The organism is Sphingobacterium populi, assembly GCF_001586775.1.
GTDB lineage: Bacteria > Bacteroidota > Bacteroidia > Sphingobacteriales > Sphingobacteriaceae > Sphingobacterium > Sphingobacterium populi.
On the sequence record NZ_LQXS01000004.1, the window covers coordinates 85,849 to 105,742 of the forward strand.

General features: G+C 42.4%; 20 protein-coding genes and 1 pseudogene. 1 reads left to right on the forward strand and 20 read right to left on the reverse strand.

Annotated features, from left to right (window positions below; genetic code table 11):
- Nucleotides 1–3: 3 nt before the first annotated feature.
- From nuoF to A0125_RS11295, 15 genes and pseudogenes are all read right to left on the reverse strand, one after another.
- Nucleotides 4–1,362: an NADH-quinone oxidoreductase subunit NuoF gene (gene nuoF, locus A0125_RS11230; RefSeq protein WP_066756007.1), complete on the reverse strand. Its 1,359-nt coding sequence runs from the start codon at nucleotides 1,360–1,362 to the stop codon at nucleotides 4–6.
- A gap of 4 nt (nucleotides 1,363–1,366) precedes the next feature.
- Nucleotides 1,367–1,893: pseudogene (locus A0125_RS11235) on the reverse strand (NADH-quinone oxidoreductase subunit NuoE family protein).
- Nucleotides 1,886–3,121, reverse strand: a complete 1,236-nt coding sequence (locus tag A0125_RS11240; RefSeq protein ID WP_066756010.1) for an NADH-quinone oxidoreductase subunit D — start codon at nucleotides 3,119–3,121, stop codon at nucleotides 1,886–1,888. The pseudogene A0125_RS11235 and the gene A0125_RS11240 overlap by 8 nt, the downstream one beginning before the upstream one ends.
- A gap of 24 nt (nucleotides 3,122–3,145) precedes the next feature.
- Entirely contained in the window at nucleotides 3,146–3,643 is a 498-nt protein-coding gene (locus A0125_RS11245; RefSeq protein ID WP_066756021.1) for an NADH-quinone oxidoreductase subunit C, read from the reverse strand.
- Nucleotides 3,636–4,190: an NADH-quinone oxidoreductase subunit B gene (locus A0125_RS11250; RefSeq protein ID WP_066756023.1), complete on the reverse strand. Its 555-nt coding sequence runs from the start codon at nucleotides 4,188–4,190 to the stop codon at nucleotides 3,636–3,638. Before A0125_RS11250 ends, A0125_RS11245 begins: the two co-directional genes overlap by 8 nt.
- 58 nt (nucleotides 4,191–4,248) lie before the next feature.
- Nucleotides 4,249–4,614, reverse strand: coding sequence for an NADH-quinone oxidoreductase subunit A (locus A0125_RS11255; protein ID WP_066756025.1), 366 nt, complete (start codon nucleotides 4,612–4,614; stop codon nucleotides 4,249–4,251).
- Between the two features lie 127 nt (nucleotides 4,615–4,741).
- A complete protein-coding gene (locus A0125_RS11260) occupies nucleotides 4,742–6,475 on the reverse strand; it encodes a tetratricopeptide repeat protein (protein WP_066756027.1) in 1,734 nt (577 codons plus the stop codon).
- 28 nt (nucleotides 6,476–6,503) lie between these two features.
- A complete protein-coding gene (locus A0125_RS11265; protein ID WP_066756028.1) occupies nucleotides 6,504–7,448 on the reverse strand; it encodes a PstS family phosphate ABC transporter substrate-binding protein in 945 nt (314 codons plus the stop codon).
- A gap of 39 nt (nucleotides 7,449–7,487) precedes the next feature.
- Nucleotides 7,488–7,724: a hypothetical protein gene (locus A0125_RS15425; protein WP_082785015.1), complete on the reverse strand. Its 237-nt coding sequence runs from the start codon at nucleotides 7,722–7,724 to the stop codon at nucleotides 7,488–7,490.
- 11 nt (nucleotides 7,725–7,735) lie between these two features.
- Nucleotides 7,736–8,623, reverse strand: coding sequence for an energy transducer TonB (locus A0125_RS11270; protein ID WP_066756031.1), 888 nt, complete (start codon nucleotides 8,621–8,623; stop codon nucleotides 7,736–7,738).
- 20 nt (nucleotides 8,624–8,643) lie between these two features.
- The gene (locus A0125_RS11275) at nucleotides 8,644–9,201 is read right to left on the reverse strand and encodes an ExbD/TolR family protein (protein ID WP_066756034.1); all 558 of its coding nucleotides are present in this window, start codon (nucleotides 9,199–9,201) and stop codon (nucleotides 8,644–8,646) included.
- Nucleotides 9,202–9,213: 12 nt separating this feature from the next.
- A complete protein-coding gene (locus tag A0125_RS11280) occupies nucleotides 9,214–9,867 on the reverse strand; it encodes an ExbD/TolR family protein (RefSeq protein WP_066756038.1) in 654 nt (217 codons plus the stop codon).
- A 101-nt stretch (nucleotides 9,868–9,968) separates the two neighbouring features.
- Nucleotides 9,969–10,799, reverse strand: a complete 831-nt coding sequence (locus tag A0125_RS11285) for a MotA/TolQ/ExbB proton channel family protein (RefSeq protein WP_066756041.1) — start codon at nucleotides 10,797–10,799, stop codon at nucleotides 9,969–9,971.
- A gap of 399 nt (nucleotides 10,800–11,198) precedes the next feature.
- The gene (locus tag A0125_RS11290; RefSeq protein WP_066756044.1) at nucleotides 11,199–11,549 is read right to left on the reverse strand and encodes a translation initiation factor; all 351 of its coding nucleotides are present in this window, start codon (nucleotides 11,547–11,549) and stop codon (nucleotides 11,199–11,201) included.
- Between the two features lie 13 nt (nucleotides 11,550–11,562).
- Nucleotides 11,563–12,441 carry a diacylglycerol/lipid kinase family protein gene (locus tag A0125_RS11295; RefSeq protein WP_066756047.1) on the reverse strand — a complete coding sequence of 293 codons (879 nt, stop codon included), beginning with the start codon at nucleotides 12,439–12,441 and terminating at the stop codon, nucleotides 11,563–11,565.
- A 271-nt stretch (nucleotides 12,442–12,712) separates the two neighbouring features.
- Between A0125_RS11295 and metK the strand changes: the two genes are divergently transcribed.
- Nucleotides 12,713–13,969 carry a methionine adenosyltransferase gene (metK, locus tag A0125_RS11300; RefSeq protein ID WP_066756051.1) on the forward strand — a complete coding sequence of 419 codons (1,257 nt, stop codon included), beginning with the start codon at nucleotides 12,713–12,715 and terminating at the stop codon, nucleotides 13,967–13,969.
- Nucleotides 13,970–14,068: 99 nt separating this feature from the next.
- Here metK and fabD read toward each other — a convergent pair whose 3' ends face one another.
- The 5 genes from fabD to A0125_RS11320 form a co-directional block, all read right to left on the reverse strand.
- Entirely contained in the window at nucleotides 14,069–14,962 is an 894-nt protein-coding gene (gene fabD / locus A0125_RS11305; RefSeq protein ID WP_066756054.1) for an ACP S-malonyltransferase, read from the reverse strand.
- A 47-nt stretch (nucleotides 14,963–15,009) separates the two neighbouring features.
- On the reverse strand, nucleotides 15,010–16,239 hold the full coding sequence (locus tag A0125_RS11310; protein ID WP_066756056.1) for a M16 family metallopeptidase: 1,230 nt from the start codon (nucleotides 16,237–16,239) through the stop codon (nucleotides 15,010–15,012).
- Between the two features lie 61 nt (nucleotides 16,240–16,300).
- Nucleotides 16,301–18,163, reverse strand: a complete 1,863-nt coding sequence (locus A0125_RS11315; protein WP_231863218.1) for a porin family protein — start codon at nucleotides 18,161–18,163, stop codon at nucleotides 16,301–16,303.
- Entirely contained in the window at nucleotides 18,160–19,113 is a 954-nt protein-coding gene (locus A0125_RS16170) for a carboxypeptidase-like regulatory domain-containing protein (protein WP_231863219.1), read from the reverse strand. Before A0125_RS16170 ends, A0125_RS11315 begins: the two co-directional genes overlap by 4 nt.
- Nucleotides 19,114–19,123: 10 nt before the next feature.
- Complete coding sequence (locus A0125_RS11320) at nucleotides 19,124–19,867, reverse strand: hypothetical protein (protein ID WP_156472521.1); 744 nt, start codon at nucleotides 19,865–19,867, stop codon at nucleotides 19,124–19,126.
- Between the last annotated feature and the right edge of the window lie 27 nt (nucleotides 19,868–19,894).

The window sequence follows — 19,894 nt, forward strand, 5'->3', positions numbered from 1 at the left end:
GCTCTATGATTCCGTTACGACTTCCAAAGGATCAGCATAATGCGCCAATCCATAATTTCTATTCTGTGCTTCTTGCGCATGGTTGATATGCCATTCAAATTCATCCCTGAAATGCCGTATCGCTGCCGCAACAGGCCATGCCGCTGCATCGCCCAATGGGCAGATGGTATTTCCTTCAATCTTTCGCTGTATATCCCAGAGAAGATCGATATCGTTCATCGTGCCTCGACCGTGCTCAATATTGTAGAGCACTTTCTCCATCCAACCCGTACCTTCACGACAAGGAGAACACTGTCCGCAGCTTTCGTGGCGGTAAAATCGGGTAAAGTTCCACGTGTTGCGCACAATGCACTGATCTTCATCAAAAGCAATAAAACCTCCTGAGCCCATCATCGTACCCGATTGAAAGCCGCCATCTGCCAAAGATTCGTATGTCATAAGGCGCGCTTCGCCTTTAATGGTTTTTGTGATCAGGTTGGCGGGAAGAATCGGCACCGACGATCCGCCTGCTACGACTGCTTTTAGCTTCTTGCCATTGGCAATTCCGCCACAATATTCATCGGAGTAGATAAACTCTTCTACTGGCAGGCCAAGCTCGATTTCGTACACACCGGGTTTCGCTAGATTACCTCCTGCGGAGATCAATTTTGTACCAGTGCTACGCTCAATGCCAATTTTAGCATATTCTTCGCCACCATCATTAATGATGGGCACGGTAGCGGCTATTGATTCTACGTTGTTGACCACGGTCGGGCAGCCGTAAAGGCCTGCTATCGCTGGAAAAGGTGGTTTGATCCGCGGATTGCCACGTTTCCCTTCTAAAGATTCTAGCAAGGCAGTTTCTTCTCCACAGATATACGCTCCGCCACCAGGTTGTACATACAATTCCAAATCGTATCCCGAACCTAATATATTCTTACCCAGATAACCGGCAGCCTTTGCTTCGGCAATTGCTTTTTCAAGGATTCGGATCTGTGGCATCATTTCTCCACGCACATAAATAAAAGAGGTGTGTGCGCCCAGTGCGTAGCTGGATACAATCATTCCCTCGATTAAGGCATGTGGTATATGTGTCATAAGATACCGGTCTTTGAATGTGCCTGGCTCTGACTCATCAGCATTACATACCAAATAACGTGGAACTCCTTCTGGCTTTGCCAGAAAACTCCATTTCATTCCGGTCGGGAAACCTGCTCCACCACGACCACGCAATCCGGATTTTTTTACTTCCTCTACGACGTCCTCCGGACTCATGGATTTCAACGCTTTATCGACTGATCGATAACCGCCCTGTTCTTTGTACACGGAATAGCTTTGTATGCCGGGTACGTTGATATGTGTGAGTAATAACTTTCGCCCCATGATACTAATCTTTAGCTTGTGCTTCGGTTCTCAACTTTCCGATTAACTCATCTACACTGTGCGGTGTGAGTTTTTCATAAAACGTATATTCAGGCCCTATTTGCAATACTGGACCAAATCCGCACGCCGCCAAACACTCTACGCCACGCCAAGAGAAAAGTCCATCAGCGGTTACTTCACCTTCTTTTACGCCTAGTTCGTGCTCAAGATGCTCCATAATCTTCTCAGCGCCAACAAGGCAACATGGGCCAGTACGACAAACTTCCAACATATATTTGCCTTGTGGTTGCAAGAAGTACATGCTATAAAAAGTGGCGACTTCGTACACTTCAATGGCTGTATCGTAAGATAGTGCGCCACTTTATCCATCGCATCTACACTTAACCAACCATATGCGGCTTGCACCTCGTGCAGAATTGGCAATAACGCGGATTTTTGCCGCCCTTCAGGATAGCGAGCAACGATCTCACCAAACTTCTCTAGTAAGCTAGGAGAGAAGTCTACTATTAGATTTTCTTTTACGCTAAGCATCTAATTCTCCCGCAATTACATTTAAACTACTCATATTAATAATCGCATCAGAAATAAGCATTCCGCTACTCATGGGTGCAAACATTTGATAATTGATAAACGAAGGACGGCGGAAATGCAACCGATATGGCGTGCGACCTCCATCGTGAATAAGGTAAAAACCCAACTCACCATTTGCTCCCTCTACTGCATGATACACCTCTGATTTGGGAGTTTCCCATTCGCCCATCACTATCTTGAAATGATATATGAGCGCCTCCATATTCGTATATACCTGCTCTTTAGGCGGTAGATAAAATTCGGGAACATCCGCGTGGAATACACCTTTCGGTTCTTTTTCTATTTTTTGCAAAGCTTGTTCAATGATTCGCATGGATTGCCACATCTCTTCGTTGCGCACCATGAAACGATCATACACATCTCCGTTGGTACCTACTGGCACATCAAAATCAAATTCTTCGTACGAACAATAAGGAGATTGTACGCGCACATCATAATCTACTCCGGTTGCCCGTAAGATTGGTCCACTCCAGCTATAATCCAACGCTTGCTCGGGTATTACGGCCGCGACATTAGATGTTCGCTCAATAAAGATGCGGTTGCGCGTAAATAACTCTTGAAATTCACTTAGTACTGGCGGGAAACGTTTGATAAACGCTTCAATTTTACTGAATGCAACCTCGTTGAAATCCCGTTCGAATCCGCCAATACGACCAATATTGGTCGTTAGGCGCGCGCCACAGATTTCCTCAAAAATTTCGTAAATGAACTCTCGCTCTTGCATTAAATATAAGAAGCCAGAAAAGGCACCTGTATCTACTCCCAAGATGCCATTGCAGATAATGTGATCGGCTATTCTGGCTAGCTCCATCACGATGACCCTCATGTATTGTACGCGCTTGGGAATCTCGATCTCCAATAACTTTTCGACCGTCATGTGCCAGCCCATATTATTGATCGGTGCAGAGCAGTAATTAAGACGGTCAGTTAACGGCGTAATTTGATAGAAAGGGCGATGTTCCGCAATTTTTTCAAATGCGCGATGTATGTATCCAATCGTCGATACCCCACTAACTATGCGTTCACCATCAATCTGCAACACATTCTGAAACACGCCATGCGTTGCAGGATGCGTCGGCCCAAGATTGAGGGTGGTGAGCTCTTCTTCTGGGTCGTGCTCTTCAAAAACGGGTCTATTAGATGTTAACTCGGTGATCGGCTTGCTCATACGTATCGCGTCTTGTATAGCGGACTAACGTCCAAAATAAAAATCTCTTTTATCTACTCTGTTAGGATCTTCTAAAGGATATTCTCGTCGCATTGGAAATACATCCAATTCGTCCATATTTAAGATTCGTCGCAAATCAGGATGTCCTTCAAACTCCACTCCGAAGAAATCATAGGTTTCGCGTTCCATCCAATTGGCTCCAGCCCACACTGCAGTAGCAGATGGTATCGTTGGTTCATTTACTGGTATCGATACCTTAATCCTTATACGCACATTTTCTACCAAATTATGAACATGGTAAACAATCTCAAATGTGTTTTCCCTTTCGGGATAATGGACTGCAGTAATATCTGTAAGATATATGAATCCGGCTGTATCTTTCAAAAAACGAAGTATATCCAGAATCAACTCCTTTTTGGTATGTATCGTCAATAAGCCATATGGCTCTTCATACCGAATAATACCTTCAGCAAAATGCTGTTGTAATTGCGCTAAAAGCTGTTGATTATCGAGTTTATCCATTATCTGTAGCTATACCGTATTTCTCTAACAAAGCTTTGTATTCTGGCGTATTTCGTCGATTTAGCGATTCACTCTTTACGATATCTTGCAAACGCATCACGCCGTCTAAAATCGCTTCGGGTCTTGGCGGGCAACCAGGAACGTATACATCTACTGGAATAATCTCATCTATTCCCTGCAACACAGAATAGGTATCAAAGATACCACCGCTTGACGCACATGCGCCAACTGCTATCACCCAACGAGGTTCTGCCATTTGGATGTATACTTGCTTGAGTACCGGCGCCATTTTTTTTGCAATTGTTCCCATGACCAGCAACATATCAGCTTGCCGTGGCGAAAAACTTGGCCGCTCGGCTCCAAAACGCGCTAAATCATAAGTAGAGCCCATTGTCGCCATAAACTCAATTCCGCAACAAGATGTTGCAAAAGGAAGAGGCCACAATGAATTGGCTCTTGCCAATCCTACAGCTTTATCAAGTGTTGTTGCAAAAAAACCAGATCCTTCCACACCAGGCGGACGATCGGCCAAAGTTATTTGACTCATTTTTTCAATTTCCTTTCTATGTTCACAAGATTTTGACGAAAAGGATCGACATGGTGATTTATTCCCAGTCTAGCGCTTTTTTCTTCAAGATGTAAATAAATCCTAGCAATAGCAGACCCATAAATACAAACATCTGCACAAGACCTTCCCATCCAAATTCTCTAAAATTTACCGCCCAGGGATACATAAAAATAACCTCTATATCGAAGATAACGAACAGTATAGCCACCAAAAAATACTTAATAGAGAAAGGCTGTCTGGCGTTACCAATAACCTCAACTCCAGATTCAAAAGCCGTCAACTTGTTCGTTGTTCGTACCTTCGGACCCAATAGGTGTGTACCAATAATCGTGATAATGCCGAAGCCAGCAGCAACAGCAAGTTGAATTAATATAGGCACATAGTCAAATGGTGTATTTTCCATTGGCAATGTTATGTTATAATCGTGTTAGAATTTTCTTATCTTCTCTCTATCAAATATATAAAAATAAAGGGTAAAAAAAAGGGCTGATATAAATATCAGCCCCTCAATACTAAATAAATTCTGCTTACTACATCTGACTAACGAATGCGTTAGCAGTTTCGTTTTCTGGATCAATTTCCAACGATTTTTCAAAGTAAGATTTTGCTTTATCCATATCACCTTTGAAGTAAGTATGGTAACCTAAATAGTTATAGGCATCGACTAAATAACCACGTTGTGCGTCAGGCAATTCTTCTTTCTCCGATAGTAAAGCCACCAATTGTTCGAATGTCGGTACAAATAGGCCTTGGTGTTCTTCTGGATTGAATTGCAAATTATCAAGCGCAAGCTCTGAAAGCCCTTTGAAATACATTGCATTTACTTTGTATTTCTCAATAGTTTCTGGCTTTTGAGCGGTCATCACCACGTCAAATGCTTTAATAGCTTTTTCTAAATATGGTCTAGCAGCTTCTAGGTTGGCTACGCCTTTATCCTCTGGTTCGCCACCCTGACCGATGTACAACTTTGATCCTTCAGTGTACGCTGTAGTACCCAAGTAGTAGTTAGAATCATAGTAGTAATCAGACTCTGGATTAGCAGCAGGAATTGCAAAGATCTTCATTGCGATATCTTGCTCGCCATCTTGGTATTTTGCAAATGCTGTTTCTGCGATCTCTGAATCTAGGTCCTCATCTTCTCCTTGTCTTTCAACTGCTTTTTTAAGCAATTCAGCACCTTTGGCTTCGTCTCCAGTGGATACTGCTGCAAGACCTGCAATTAAGTAGTCACGGCCAATTAATCTGCTTTCATCTACTTCTTCGAATAGCTTACCCATGTATTCGCTGGCTTTCGCATAATCTTTTTCTTGCAAAAATGTGATGTATCCTAAATAACGGTATACTTTCGGATCTACTCCTGGAATGCTACTCAAACGTTGCGCTACTGTTTTCAACTCTTCGTAGTTACCTGTGTACACCAAGAAGTCAGCGTAACGCACTTGTGCATCAATGGATTGATCACCTGATACTTCTAGATATTTTTTATACGCATCTAGACCTTTTTGGTTGATCTCACGGTAATCTTCTTCCGCAGCTTTTAGTGAGGAGTAGTAATAAGTTTCAGCTAACTCGCGGTACAAAGGTGCGTAAGTTGGGTTTTCAGCGATCAGATTATTCAAATCTTCGATAACTACATCGTATGCTTGTGCCCAACGAGAGATCACGGCTTGTCCGATTTTTGGCGCGATCAAGCTTTCATCCAAACTCAATGCATCACGGTAGCTGATGTACGCTTGGTTACTTTCGCGCAGCCCAGCATATGCATCACCCAATGCAGTCGGGATCATTGGATCCTTCGCATTTTTCTCTTTTGCTTGTGTTAGGTATTCAATTGCTTTTGTATAATCTGGTTTAGGAGCGGCGATGTACGCGCGACCAGTAAAATACAACGGCAAATAATCTTTCTTACCTAAATTAGAAGTAGCTTGAGTAAATTTAGATTCTGCAGCAGACGCATCTCCTTTTTGTAAATCAACCGCACCTAATCCTACTGTATTCAATACATCCTTTGCATTGCTAGCAGCTCCCTGCTGAAACACAATCTGTGCAGAGTCTACTTTATCATTCACCAAATGAATCTGACCTAGATAAAAGTAGTTTTCCGCATCTTTAGGCTTCTTTTGAATCAATTCTTGCAATATGGTTTTAGCTTTGTCATATTGCTCGACTTGCATAGCTTCTTGCGCGTCCTTCAACTTCTGTGCACTGGCACCGCCCGCTACACTGGCCATTAATAGTCCTAAAAATAATTCTCTTTTTGTCATAATCTATTTCTAATTCTTGTTGTTTACTCTATTCAAAATTTGCTTCGTCACGAATAATTAACTGCCTACCTGGCATGGTAAAAGGCAGCAAGCCCGATTTCAATATCACACGTTGGCCACGATCACCAGTTAAGAATGCGGAGAATCCAATGCCCAACCCCATATTCGGCTGATAATTCAGCACGAAAAATTCATGCTTCAGCGGATAGGTATCATCACCTAGCGTACTTTGCGACGGACGATATGCAGTTCCATTATCTTCCTTACTTACGCTCAATATACGAATTTTATCCTGACTGCCTAATGAATCGCGATGTGCCAAGTATTGATTTAAGGTTAAAACACCAATTGTATTCGACTTGTTTTGCACAGTCTTTAAAACGTCTGCAGCGGATCCCGCGGCAGATACTTGTCCAGAACTAACTTTGTCTAGCTTCGTTACTTCCTTTAATAAACGTAAAGAACTGGAGTTTATGTTATCGAACACTAAGCTATTTTCGCCAGTAGCACTCCCCGCCAAAAGGTTGCCGATCTTTGTATAATTAATCGTAGAATCTAAAGATTGTGCGCTTACCACAAAAATGACAGCATCATACCCTACACCAAATACGCGGGGTTTGATAGAACGTTGCGCAAAACCTTTAGCTTCGTCGTCGGTAAGCTTGCGTTTCAGTATTGCGATACTTCCCTCACCTTTCAACAAACGATTGATCGCAGGACGCTCCGCATCGGCCACCATCTTTACTTCGGTATTGGTGTACGATGAACGAAAAACATCCAATTGATCTTGCATGATATCTACGACGGATTCGTCGACAATAACAGTCATACTACCGGTCAGAATATCATTTCGATCATCGGCCAATGGTGTTTCAGCACGTTGCTCACTACTATCGCCAGTGGTGCCATTATTACAAGCCACTAACCCTAGCAGTATCGCACAAAACAATGATATTTTCAAATAATTTGCCATCTCTAATATTATACTAGAATGAAATGAAAAGGATTAATATTAATCTCTAAAATTATTCTGCCAAAGTCTTGCAAACCGCAAAAACGAGTATACGATCAGTAGACCACCAAAAAGCTTCCGATAGGTAGGGTCGATCTGGATCGGAAGTTCTTCCCAGAAGATGACAACCAGCCCCAAGACGAAGTAAAACAAAAACATCGCCAGCCCTAAAATAGACAGAAATCGCTGTGTGGGCGATTTCCGTCTGTAATTTGATATACGTCGATTTTCCGACATTAGTTTATTACTTAATATTGCTGTAAGTTCAATGAGATTGGTAATCTATATTGAACACGTACTGGACGACCATTCTGAATACCTGGCTTCCATTTTTTCGAACGTTTCAACAAGTTTACACCTGCTTGACCGGTTCCATAACCTAAATCTTTCAACACTTTGATATCGGTTAAAGAACCATCTTTCTCGACTACGAAAGTCAATTCAACAGCTCCCTTAACTCCAGCATCTATTGCGCCAGAAGGATACTGAAAGCTCGTTTCCACGTATTTACGGAATGCTGCCATACCTCCTGGGTATTCTGGTTCAACGGCTACTGACGTAAAGATCTTATTTGGATCTGCGTCGCCATCAGGATCGCCTTTGGTGCTACCGGTAATGGCACCTTCTACTTTTTTCGGACCGAATTCACCAGTCGGTACACCAGTTGCTCCTGGCGTTCCTTTTAAGGTTAAACGTGCCGGCGTAGCATTCTTCTCCTTGATTTCTTCTTGAGAAACGATCTCCTCTTTCACGTCTTTGGCATCAGCCACGTTCACGTCAGGGAAACGGATAAGATCTTGCGCTGGTGGCTCCTCGGCGATTCGTTGAGGTGGAGTTTCTTCGATTTCAATCGGTTCTTCTTCCTCCTCTTCCTCCGGCTCTGGTATATCCAAATCTTCCAGTGTAACCTCGGTGTATTCTACTTCCTCTTTAGGTTCACCCGCAGGGAAGTAACTAAATCCGAATACCTTAGGCAAGCTTATGATGGTGACAATAACGACTACCGCTAACAAACCAATGTTGGTTGCTTTGTAGGCATTCTTGCGCAGTTCGTAAGCGCCATATTCTTTGTTCCTGTCCTCGAAGACGACTTCTAGCCATTCCTTCTTGAACAAATCTAATTTAGATCCAAACATATCTTTCTATTTATTCGGGATTAATTGTTATAGATTCCATTAGACTCCAAAACAGATACTTCTTCTGCCTTAATCTTCGAAATTGTAAAACGCTTAATATCCACGATTTTCATTTCATCTAAAACATCGACGAGATTCCTTTGAACAGATCGATCGCTCGGACGGATTACTACAATCAGATCCTTACCGCCCGCTACTTTTGGTACTTGCGCTTTCTTTTCAATTAAGATTTTGCGAAGACCTTCTGCGCTATAGTCAGTTACTGTAGGAGCTGTAATCGGCTTTGCTAGCTGACCATAGTACCACACTAACTTGTTATCGGATCCCAATAATAGAGTTACCGAACGGTTATCTGCGATATCAATATCTGGATTTTGCTCGTTCTGATCTTTATTCTTATCCGGCATGGCTACATCCATCGCCTGTGGTGTATTCAGGGATGTTGTTAGCATGAAGAACGTAATCAATAAGAACGCTAGATCCACCATGGCGGTCAAATCGACCCGTCCACCGTTTTTCTTTGATCTTACCTTGCCGCCTTTTTTGCCGCCGCCGGAATCCTGGTTTAATTCTGCCATTTTGCTATTTTCTTATTCCGCTCTCAAACCAGTTACAAAACTAAATTTGTTCTGTTTTTGGTTTCTCAGCGTCTCAATGATCAAATTCATTACCGCGTACTTCTCTTCCGCATCGGCCTTAATTGCTACCTGCATCGGACCTGGGTTTACGAAATCGCGCTGATCGTTTTCGCGATCACGGTTTATTTTTACCGTCGCTAAACGCGCTTGCTGCACCCAATGGTATAGTTCATTGGATTCATTTTCTGTCGAATCCACCGGTATACCGGGTTGAATCTCTACCGTTCTTTGATCCTTAGGCAAGGATAAGAGTTGTCTTATCGTACGAATAGGTGCTCCGAAATCCTCAGATTCCGCAAACTTCTCATATTCTTCTTCAGAAAAATTGACCTTGTATTTAGCACTGATATTCTTCAACGTCTCGCGACGTACCGCAGGATCTTTTAATCCGAAGAAGATCTTTCCGCCATCACCTACTGTGATCATACCGATGTTGTCTCCCACTAGCTTTTCCTTCACAGTCGAAGCAGGTGTGTCTACATCTAATGTTTCTGGCTGACGAGCAGTAGCTGTCAACACGAAGAAGGTAAGAAGTAAGAAAGCGACATCACACATGGCCGTCATATCGATGGCGGTACTTGCTCTTTTTACTTTTGCTTTTGCCATTTCTGTCTTCTTTTAAATTACTTACTTAACTCACTACATCTTTATGATGATTAATTATTTCAGATTCCATAAAGAAATCTAAAATAATTTCATCATATCTCTTACTTGTGGTTTGCTGCGTAAGTTTGTACGATAGAAAAACCAGCCTCGTCGATCGAGTAAGTCAATGTATCGATTTTAGAAGTCAAAATGTTGTAGAAAATAATTGCGATAGTAGAAGTACCAATACCTGTAGCCGTGTTGATTAGGGCTTCAGAGATACCATTCGCTAGTTTAGCTGAATCTGGTGTACCACCTGTTGCTAACGCAGAGAAGGCCTTGATCATACCAGTTACTGTACCTAACAAACCAGTTAGTGTACCAATAGATACTAATGTAGCAAGAACAGTTAAGTTTTTCTCTAACATTGGCATTTCTAATGTAGTAGCTTCTTCAATTTCTTTTTGAATTGCTAATACAGATTTTTCTGCATCTAAACCTGGGTTAGCTTGTACATCTTTGTACTTTAACAAACCTGCTTTGATTACGTTCGCTACAGATCCTTTTTGTTTGTCACACTCAGAGATTGCTGCATCAATGTTTTGTGCTCTCAATAAACCTTGTACTTTGCGTACGAAGTTTCCTACGTTTCCTGCACCAGAAGCTTTACCAATTACGATGAAGCGCTCGATCGCGAAAACCCATACCATTAAGAATAATCCAAGAAGAACAGGCACTACAGCTCCTGCATGATATACCATACCGTAGTAGTTTCCTGGCAATGGTTGATTTGCTGGATCTCCATCAATGAAGTTATCCGGTGAACCCATTACAAATTGATATACCAAATAACCAATTACCAAACATATGATAATCGCTAAACTTGCAAATAAATTACCCGAATTTCCTCCCTCTTGTTTAGCAGGACTTGTTGTTTTTGGTGCGTTTGCCATTTTACTGATTTTTAGATTTTACTGTTGTTAATTATTATAGTTTAATTCAAAAATTTTATAAGAAATACGCCATTCAATGATGTACTTCAAAAACAAATATACTATTTTATGCTAAAAATAAAATTCCCTTATCATAATTCAATAAACTCGCTTCCCGATGTGTCTAATGAAATATCGCCAGCAGTTCTCTTTCGTCATTATATCCCCTATTTCAATCACCAAAGTAGACTCCTTTTGATTTTGGTTTTGCAATGAAAGGTATTTTTTTTCTCATATGCAAATTATCAAATTATTAATTGGCAAAAATAAGTAAGTGTTTACTCAACGATTTTTGTAGTAGATTGTATGCCTTACTTTAAACGACCAACATGCAAAACTATTGTGTTTAAACAAATATTCTCAACCGCCAAAACCCTTAACTTTGTAATTATCAGCACTTAGCATATCAATAATTTTTTTCTTAAAGTCTCCCTGAATCAGAATCACGCCATCTTTGGCACTCCCACCGACCCCACATTTTTGCTTTAAATGCTTCGCCAACACCTCCAAATCACTTTCTTGCCCTTTAAAACCTTCCACAATTGTAACAACCTTGCCTTTGCGTGATTTTCTATCAAGCCCAACACGCAACTGTTGCTGCTGGTTGGGCAATGTCTCCTGAGTGGCTAACTCACCAAACGGGCTATAATCAAAATCTTCTGCCGTGGAGTACACGACTCCCTCATATTGTTGTTTTTTATGCTTCGCCATATCTTTCTATATACTAACAAATGATCTTTAAGGATTTTTCCTGAACAGAGAATTGCAACGGGGCTTCAATTAATAGCGGCTCGCCATCCACATGTACCGGACCGATATCTTCCGAATCGATGCTGATCACTCTTCCAGGAATGATCTCCACATATTCGGACTGATCAACAGATTTATTGAATAGATGAAACACCATCATAGGCAATAGGTACAATGGAAATTTATGCACAATGCATACATCTATCATACCATCTGTCACAGAAGCATTGGGCGCGATATACGCATTATTGCCATATTGAGGCGAGTTGGCTACGCTAATCATAAATGCTTCACGATCGTAAGATTTGCCATCAATCGTTAGCTGATATTTTTTGGATCGGTACGAGCCTAGCAAGTTCATTACCGTACGCAAATAGCCTATGGGCCCGCGTGTAGAATCTGTCGCAAATTTATCGCTCACAGAAGCATCGAAGCCGACGCCGGCTACGTTAAAGAAAAATCTATCATTTACACGTCCTGTATCTACCGTCATCATATCAAAGCGATTGATACGACGAATTGCTCCAGCTTCGTGCAATGGGATACCTAAATACAACGCTAATCCATTGCCAGAGCCTTCGGGTATGATTCCCAGAGGCGTATCTGTACCAGCCAATGCAGAGCCGATCTCATTGATCGTACCGTCACCACCAACAGCTACTACAACATCGTATTTATTGATTACCGCTTGTTTCGCTAATTCGTGTGCGTGTCCAGCGTGATCCGTCTGCTGAAAGGTGGGCTCAAACTTATTCAAATCCAATGTGTCGAGAATCTGCTTTTTAAATGCCGTCTTTCGCTTACCTCCCGAAATGGGGTTAATCACAAACAGGATCTTCTTTTTTGTATTCATCGATTTACGTTACGGATCATAAAGATAAGCTAAAATTATTGTCATTGTAATCTATTATTTGGTAGAATACTACATTGCATTTCACAAATACAATTAAGAGTCGTAGTTTTGCAGCAACAAAAAGTGGATTGATTTGCGTTTTTACCTCGTCCGAGGTAGACAAAGAGATTGCAACCACAGAAAAAAAGTGCTAAAACCATTCGAATAAATGCTTTAACACCTTGCCCGCTTTCTCTACAAATCGTTAATTATTTAAAGTTAAGTAAGACTCATGGGATATTTTTTTACATCCGAATCTGTTTCGGAAGGTCACCCCGATAAAATTGCCGATCAGATTTCAGATGCTTTAATCGATAATTTTCTTGCCTGGGATCAGGATTCTAAAGTAGCTATCGAAACCTTGGTAACAACCGGACAAGTAATATTAGCTGGAGAAGTGAAATCTAATATCTACTTGGATGTGCAAAAAATTACTCGTCAGGTAATTCAACGCATTGGGTACACCAAGTCGGAGTATATGTTTGAGGCCAACTCGTGTGGAATCTTATCGGCCATTCACGAACAATCTAACGAGATTAATCAAGGTGTGGAGCGCCAAACTAAACAAGAGCAAGGCGCTGGAGATCAGGGCATCATGTTTGGTTACGCAAGCAACGAAACTGAAAATTTTATGCCATTGGCATTGGATCTTTCACACCGCCTATTATATGAATTGGCCGAACTACGTCGTGAGAATACGCAAATCACGTACTTACGCCCAGATGCTAAAGCGCAGGTAACCTTGGAGTACGACGAGCATAACAAACCTTTGCGTATCGATACTATCGTGATTTCTACCCAGCACGATGATTTCGATAGCAACGAGGTGGCAATGCAGCAAAGGATCAAGCAAGATCTAATCGATATCTTGATTCCTCGCGTACAAGCGCAATTGAAAGCAGAATTACAACCTTTATTTACCGATCATATCAAATACCACATCAATCCGACCGGAAAATTTGTGATTGGTGGACCGCACGGCGATACCGGGCTGACTGGCCGTAAAATCATTGTAGACACCTACGGTGGAAAAGGTGCGCACGGTGGTGGTGCATTCTCTGGAAAAGATCCTTCAAAAGTAGATCGTTCGGCGGCTTATGCAACACGTCATATCGCGAAAAACCTGGTGGCCGCTGGTGTGGCAGATGAAATCTTGGTACAAATTTCCTATGCGATCGGCGTTAAAGATCCAATGGGAATTTATGTAAATACGTACGGCACCAGCAAAGTTGGATTGAGCGATGGCGATATTGCGGAGAAGATCGGTGAACTATTTGACATGACGCCTTATGGCATCGAAACACGGCTGGGTTTACGGAATCCAATTTATTCGGAAACAGCTGCGTACGGACACATGGGGCGTACACCTATAACCGTTTCAAAAACCTTTGAAAGTAGCACTGGCGAAACGAAAACGGTGGAAGTGGATCTCTTTACGTGGGAAAAACTCGACTACGTAGATAAAGTAAAAGCAGCTTTCGGATTGTAATAAGCCTATTCTACGACAATATGAGAAGAGAGCCGTACATATGATGTACGGCTCTCTTACTTACGATCTGTTCCAAGAAACAGATTTAAATTATTTCCACTATTCCGCTGCTACGCTCGCAGAAGATGTAGCCGCTTGTCTGTTCACTTTTTTGACCAAGCCTTGCAACACATTTCCCGGGCCTACTTCTACAAAGTTATCGGCACCATCATTTAGCATATGTTGCACCGTTTGCGTCCAACGTACCGCTCCGGTTAGTTGCGCGATTAGATTAGCTTTGATCTCCGCAGGATCGGTATATGCTTTGGCATCTACATTCTGATAGATTGGACAGATTGGCGCTTGAATATTTGTGTTTTCAATCGCTTTTTGTAATTCCAATTTAGCAGGCTCCATTAATGGTGAGTGAAATGCGCCACCAACATTTAATTTCAATGCGCGTTTGGCGCCAGCTTCGGTTAATAATAAACACGCCTTATCTACTCCTTCGATAGAACCAGAAATTACCAATTGACCTGGGCAATTGTAATTTGCAGGAACAACCACTTCTTCAATCTCCGCACAGATGCGCTCTACCACTTCATCTTCTAAGCCCAAGATAGCTGCCATTGTCGACGGCTGTGCTTCGCAGGCAGCTTGCATGGCATTTGCCCGCTTAGAAACAAGTAAAAGTCCATCTTCAAAAGACAAAGCGCCCGCTGCTACCAAGGCAGAAAACTCGCCCAATGAATGTCCGGCAACCATAGCAGGTTGAAATTTGTCTCCCAACGCTTTTGCTAAGATCACGGAGTGCAAAAAGATGGCAGGTTGCGTCACCTTGGTCTGCTTGAGATCCTCATCCGTTCCCGAAAACATAATATCGGTAATCCGAAAACCTAACAAATCATTCGCTTGCTCAAATAATGCTTTAGTGGTATCATTCAGTTGATACAACTCCTGTCCCATCCCCACGAACTGGGCTCCTTGACCTGGAAAAATATACGCTGTCTTCATATCTCTATTTTTTCTGTTTATACGTTTACAATACTATTGATGGCTATTTAATCTTCGGGAGCGAACGCTAATGATGACATTCGTTCTGCCGCGAATAGTTCTGCAGCTATTTCATGGACTTTATCTGCCGTGACGGCATCAATCTTTTGAAAAACATCCTCCAACGTTATAATTTTATTATAATCTAAGATGTTTTTAGTTTCAGCGATGATGACACTCATTCTGTTCTCTTCGGCCAATGCGATCTGCCCCTTAAACTTATGCTTTGCTTTATTTAATACGCTTTCACTAATTGGCTTCACAATTAATTTATCTAATTCTTTACGCACCAGCCGAGTAGCACGTTTTATTTTTTCTTCGTCGGTGCCCAAATAAATGCTAAATATCCCTGTGTCTTCATACATCGCATAGCTTGATTCGATGGTATAAGCAATACCATATTTTTCCCGCACAGAAAGATTTAGAATAGAGCTCATGCCGATGCCACCCAGCATATTATTGAGCAGCATTAAAGTGGTTTTGCGTGAATCATGAATGCCGTACGCTGGCACTCCCAACGCATAATGCACCTGATTGATCGGCTTGTATACGATTTCATGTTTTGGCGCAAATAGTGCCGGCGAAGCCAACGATTTCTCTCTTGATGGGCGCAGTGGCGCCGTGAATATTTTGTTGACCAGGCGCTCTATCTCCTTGGGCGTATAGTCGCCCGAGATGCCAATGGCAATGTCCTCTGCGGTATAATTTCTAGCGATAAAATCCTTCACATCCTGCTGGGTGATGGATTGTAGATCAGTTTCCAAACCCAAAATATTATGTCCTAAGCCAGTACCGGCAAATAGGAGATCATCAAAATCGTCCATGATGGATTCTTCCGGACTGTCTAAATAGGAAGCCATTTCGTCCAGAATCACACCTTTCTCTTTAGTCATTTCGACTTCAGGGAAGGTAGAATGAAAGGTGATATCTTCGAATAAATCTAGCGCACGACTCAAGTACGGGCGCAATACAGACGCATGAATACAGGTGTATTCTTTGGTGGTGTAAGCGTTGAGATCGCCGCCCACAGATTCGAGTCGGTTGAGGATTTGGTTGGTGTTGCGCCGGGCCGTCTGTTTGAAGAGCAAATGTTCAATAAAATGAGCCATACCAAACTTCCCTGCTTCTTCATCTCTCGAGCCCACATTTACAATCAAACAGGTATGCGTGATATTAGACGCTTGTTGGTTTAACACCACGCGTATTCCATTGTCTAATTGTATTATATGATACCCCATACGTTGCTTTAATAAGAAGTGCACGCAAAGGTACGATTATAAATAAAAATAGCGCTACCGTCTACATACGTGGGCGTGGCTTGTCGAACGGCAGATCGCTTTGCGGACCACCCGGGTTGCCTAATGCAAATTTTTGGAAACGGTACGTGAATGACAGCAAGAAGTAGCGGGCAAGTCGATTGGACTGCGTATCTGCACGAACCTCACCGATTGATCGATTAAGATTTACTTGTTGGTTTAGCAAGTCGAATCCTTGCAGACGAAGTGCTCCACGCTGTCCCTTCATAAAACGCTGCTCGATATAGCTATTGATGATAAATGGATTCACATTATTCGCAAAGCCTCGATTAAAGGATTTGGACACATCGGCACCAAAAATTGTATTCTTCGCTAAATTAACAGAGCCAATCAAGGATGGTGCTATAGTCGTAATGTTTGGCGCTGCAAATTCTGGCAAAGAAGCATTTACCATGTTGTACGTAAAACGTACTCCTGGATTGATTTCTATTCGTTCAGAAGGTGTGTACCGCAAGAATAAGTTTTGCATCAGGATGACGTTATTTGCTACGTTTTTGCGGTAATCATCTAGCGTCGCCAAAGAGTCGGTCGCTAGATAAGATACATTCTTATTATACGTCACTCCGCCCATATAAGTAATGTTATATGTTTTATCTTTCAGCGATCTTCCAAACATGTAGAATGAGCTGATGTTATAAATTGGATCGGTTTCGTTTTTGTAATCTATAAACTGAAACATACCTTGTCCTGGCCTTGCAAATCGCTTATTCATCGTTACGACGCGGTCGTTGATCAATTCGGCGCGCAATACGGCAAAGAAGTTTTTGCCCTTTTGTACATCTCCCGCACGAAAACGCATTTGTACCTGATGTCTAAATTCTGGGTCTAGATTTGGATTTCCGGTTGTCGTCATTAAATTTCGAGTAACTTCGAACGGAAGAATTTGCGTAACTGTTGGCTCAGTAGCCCTTCCAGAATAGCTCATCGAAATGTTCGACTGGCGCGAAAACTTGTACTCAAAGCGCGCAATCGGCACGAAATTTAAATTCGTCCGGTTGATCACAGCTTCATCATTCGCGCTAAAGGCATCGCCACGTAATAGCGACGGCTGTAAGGCTGCACCGACAGAATATTTGATTTTATCGTTTTCGAACATGTAGCTCGCGCCGGCCCGATGCGTGGTAAACGAGTAATCGTAGGCATAGCTATAATTAGATCCTGGCAATCCGTCGATCGGATTATTGTCACGGTCTACCGCGCGCTGCCTATCGGTATTGTCGTAATCGCTAATGTTATAATCGTAGGTAACCTCAATTTTACTGTGGTCTGTAAGCGGTTCGGTATAGGACACTGACGTTCCGCCATTCCAGCTTTTGTTTTGCACATCTTGCAATACTTGCTGGTAGATCTCACTAGCGGGAGTTTGCTGATTATTGGGGTCAAAGACTTGACGCTCTAAAGCTTCATTGACATCGCGCTCGGTCACCGAATTATCTATGTTGAAGTTAATAAAGAAATTGCGTCCTCGATCATTCATCCTTCTATTGTACAAACCACTAATGTTGTAGCGTGGCGCGGTAGAGTTGGATAGTGTTGTCAGGAGCTGGCTATTGTCTAACAGGGAATCTCTAAACAAAATGGAGGTTGCCATATTACTCGTTTTGTTATCATTAAAGCCAAATTGAGGCGTTAGTTTGATATAATCTTTGTCGCTAATGTTCCATTCTATATTGGTTTCAAAGCGATGATTTGCTCGGATATTGTTATTATCGGCATTCTCTTCTTCTGTCTGATTCAATCCAATATATTCTCTAAATACGTTAGAAAGTGTATTGTTATCATTTCGCTCGAAGGAATAACTACCGTAGATCTTGAATTTGTCGCTAAAATCGTGTCTTACGTTCAATCCGATGGAACTGGTTTCTGTAATTCCTTCTTGATTGTTCCCAAACCCGCCGCCGCCAGGCTGCCACCACCACCTTGACGATTTCGAGCGCCACCGCCCATGGTTTGAAAGTCAAAAAGTGAGGCATTCAAGTTGTTTAAATTACCCAATACGGAAACTTGCGTCTTGTTGGTCATCCCCATTACCATAGCTGTTGTCTGGAAGCGCTCTTCGGTACCGCCTGCGGCGCGCAATGTCGTCATCCAACCGCTATTGTATTTTGGATCGATCTGTATGTTTAGTACTTTTTCTGAATCTCCCGTGCGATTGCCCGTCAGGTTAGCCATGTCACCATAATCGTCTACAATCTGGATTTTATCAATGATATTCGCTGGTAAGTTTTTGGTAGCGGTCTTGACGTCACCTCCAAAGAAATCTTTGCCATTGATCCGAACGCGCGTCACAGCTTCTCCTTGCGCGGTAACATTACCATCTTTATCTACTTCTACTCCTTGTAAGCGCTTCAATGCGTCTTCTGCCACCGCACCTTCTCGAAGCTTGAGCCCTTGGGCAGAATATTCTACTGTATCTCCTTTTACCTGCACGGTCAATACGCCTGATATTACGACTTCCTCAATTAGGTTAGCATTCACATCCAATACAAAGCTAGGGATGAACATCTTTTGCTCCCCGGCAGGGAATTCAAAATCTTTGGAATAAGTTTCAAATCCGAGACTACTGACAGTTATTCTAAATCGTTCCGCTTTTACCTGGTCGAAGTTGTAGATGCCGGCCGGACTTGACGTCATGGCCATTGAATCTTGATCGGATACCAACTGCACGGTCGCTCCAGAGATGGGCCTTGCTTCTGTATCGCGAAGCATACCTTGTACGGTTTTGCCTGTTTGCCCGTAAGCGAATTGGCTCATTAATGCCAGAAAACCGATGTAGAAGAAATTAAAAATTTTCATTGTAATGTACTTAGTCTTTTTTTACTTGGATTTTATCCACGATCCACACGGATGTATTCCCTTTATAAGGCGATTTGACACGCGCAGTTCCTTTATTAGGAGATAATGTTCTTTGTTGTGGCCTAGCTTTACTCATTGCTCCGATATCCCATCTATTTTGGAGTGCTATCTGTATCGCAATCGTGTTTTCGCCTTCTACTAATCCTAACTGCGCCAGCGGTATGGCCGATTCGTAGAGTAGATGATCGGAATCATCAATCTTTGCGATCGCATGCAGACCATAGGAGTTACGCAACGACAGCATACCATCAACTATTTTCGGAAAATCTTTCACTTTGTAACCCCGTGATCCTTCGATTAAGGCTGTCTTTACATGTGTGGCGGAAAAATCTCCAGATTCCAGCATGGATCGGATCGTCTCTGCATCAGGCACTGGAAAGATAAATTGCATGCCGTGTTTTTTCTTACCTTGATTATTAATCATGATTGCGACTCCGTGTGCTGCGGCCTCTAGTTGCAGTGCTGGCTCGATCACCTTGGTCGCTACGAAGAGATGCTGATCATCATACGTAACAGCATATGACCAAAGTGCGTCTTGATCGCCCACCGTATGCCAATGACCATCCCACTCTGCCAACTTCCCATCAACCTGTACTGCAAGATCACGTATCAATTTTGCGCTCCCATTTTTTGCTTGGCCTACAGCAGTAAGGGCAAGCACGAGTAGTAAATGAAACGCAACAATTCTCTTCATATATTCAGTTAATTTATTTTTTGGCTG

What these genes read in the sequence shown, in the direction of transcription:
- nuoF (WP_066756007.1), bottom strand. Translation starts at nt 1,362, where the DNA reads ATGGGGCGAAAGTTATTACTCACACATATCAACGTACCCGGCATACAA.
- A0125_RS11240 (WP_066756010.1), bottom strand. Translation starts at nt 3,121, where the DNA reads ATGAGCAAGCCGATCACCGAGTTAACATCTAATAGACCCGTTTTTGAA.
- A0125_RS11245 (WP_066756021.1), bottom strand. Translation starts at nt 3,643, where the DNA reads ATGGATAAACTCGATAATCAACAGCTTTTAGCGCAATTACAACAGCAT.
- A0125_RS11250 (WP_066756023.1), bottom strand. Translation starts at nt 4,190, where the DNA reads ATGAGTCAAATAACTTTGGCCGATCGTCCGCCTGGTGTGGAAGGATCT.
- A0125_RS11255 (WP_066756025.1), bottom strand. Translation starts at nt 4,614, where the DNA reads ATGGAAAATACACCATTTGACTATGTGCCTATATTAATTCAACTTGCT.
- A0125_RS11260 (WP_066756027.1), bottom strand. Translation starts at nt 6,475, where the DNA reads ATGACAAAAAGAGAATTATTTTTAGGACTATTAATGGCCAGTGTAGCG.
- A0125_RS11265 (WP_066756028.1), bottom strand. Translation starts at nt 7,448, where the DNA reads ATGGCAAATTATTTGAAAATATCATTGTTTTGTGCGATACTGCTAGGG.
- A0125_RS15425 (WP_082785015.1), bottom strand. Translation starts at nt 7,724, where the DNA reads ATGTCGGAAAATCGACGTATATCAAATTACAGACGGAAATCGCCCACA.
- A0125_RS11270 (WP_066756031.1), bottom strand. Translation starts at nt 8,623, where the DNA reads ATGTTTGGATCTAAATTAGATTTGTTCAAGAAGGAATGGCTAGAAGTC.
- A0125_RS11275 (WP_066756034.1), bottom strand. Translation starts at nt 9,201, where the DNA reads ATGGCAGAATTAAACCAGGATTCCGGCGGCGGCAAAAAAGGCGGCAAG.
- A0125_RS11280 (WP_066756038.1), bottom strand. Translation starts at nt 9,867, where the DNA reads ATGGCAAAAGCAAAAGTAAAAAGAGCAAGTACCGCCATCGATATGACG.
- A0125_RS11285 (WP_066756041.1), bottom strand. Translation starts at nt 10,799, where the DNA reads ATGGCAAACGCACCAAAAACAACAAGTCCTGCTAAACAAGAGGGAGGA.
- A0125_RS11290 (WP_066756044.1), bottom strand. Translation starts at nt 11,549, where the DNA reads ATGGCGAAGCATAAAAAACAACAATATGAGGGAGTCGTGTACTCCACG.
- A0125_RS11295 (WP_066756047.1), bottom strand. Translation starts at nt 12,441, where the DNA reads ATGAATACAAAAAAGAAGATCCTGTTTGTGATTAACCCCATTTCGGGA.
- metK (WP_066756051.1), top strand. Translation starts at nt 12,713, where the DNA reads ATGGGATATTTTTTTACATCCGAATCTGTTTCGGAAGGTCACCCCGAT.
- fabD (WP_066756054.1), bottom strand. Translation starts at nt 14,962, where the DNA reads ATGAAGACAGCGTATATTTTTCCAGGTCAAGGAGCCCAGTTCGTGGGG.
- A0125_RS11310 (WP_066756056.1), bottom strand. Translation starts at nt 16,239, where the DNA reads ATGGGGTATCATATAATACAATTAGACAATGGAATACGCGTGGTGTTA.
- A0125_RS16170 (WP_231863219.1), bottom strand. Translation starts at nt 19,113, where the DNA reads ATGAAAATTTTTAATTTCTTCTACATCGGTTTTCTGGCATTAATGAGC.
- A0125_RS11320 (WP_156472521.1), bottom strand. Translation starts at nt 19,867, where the DNA reads ATGAAGAGAATTGTTGCGTTTCATTTACTACTCGTGCTTGCCCTTACT.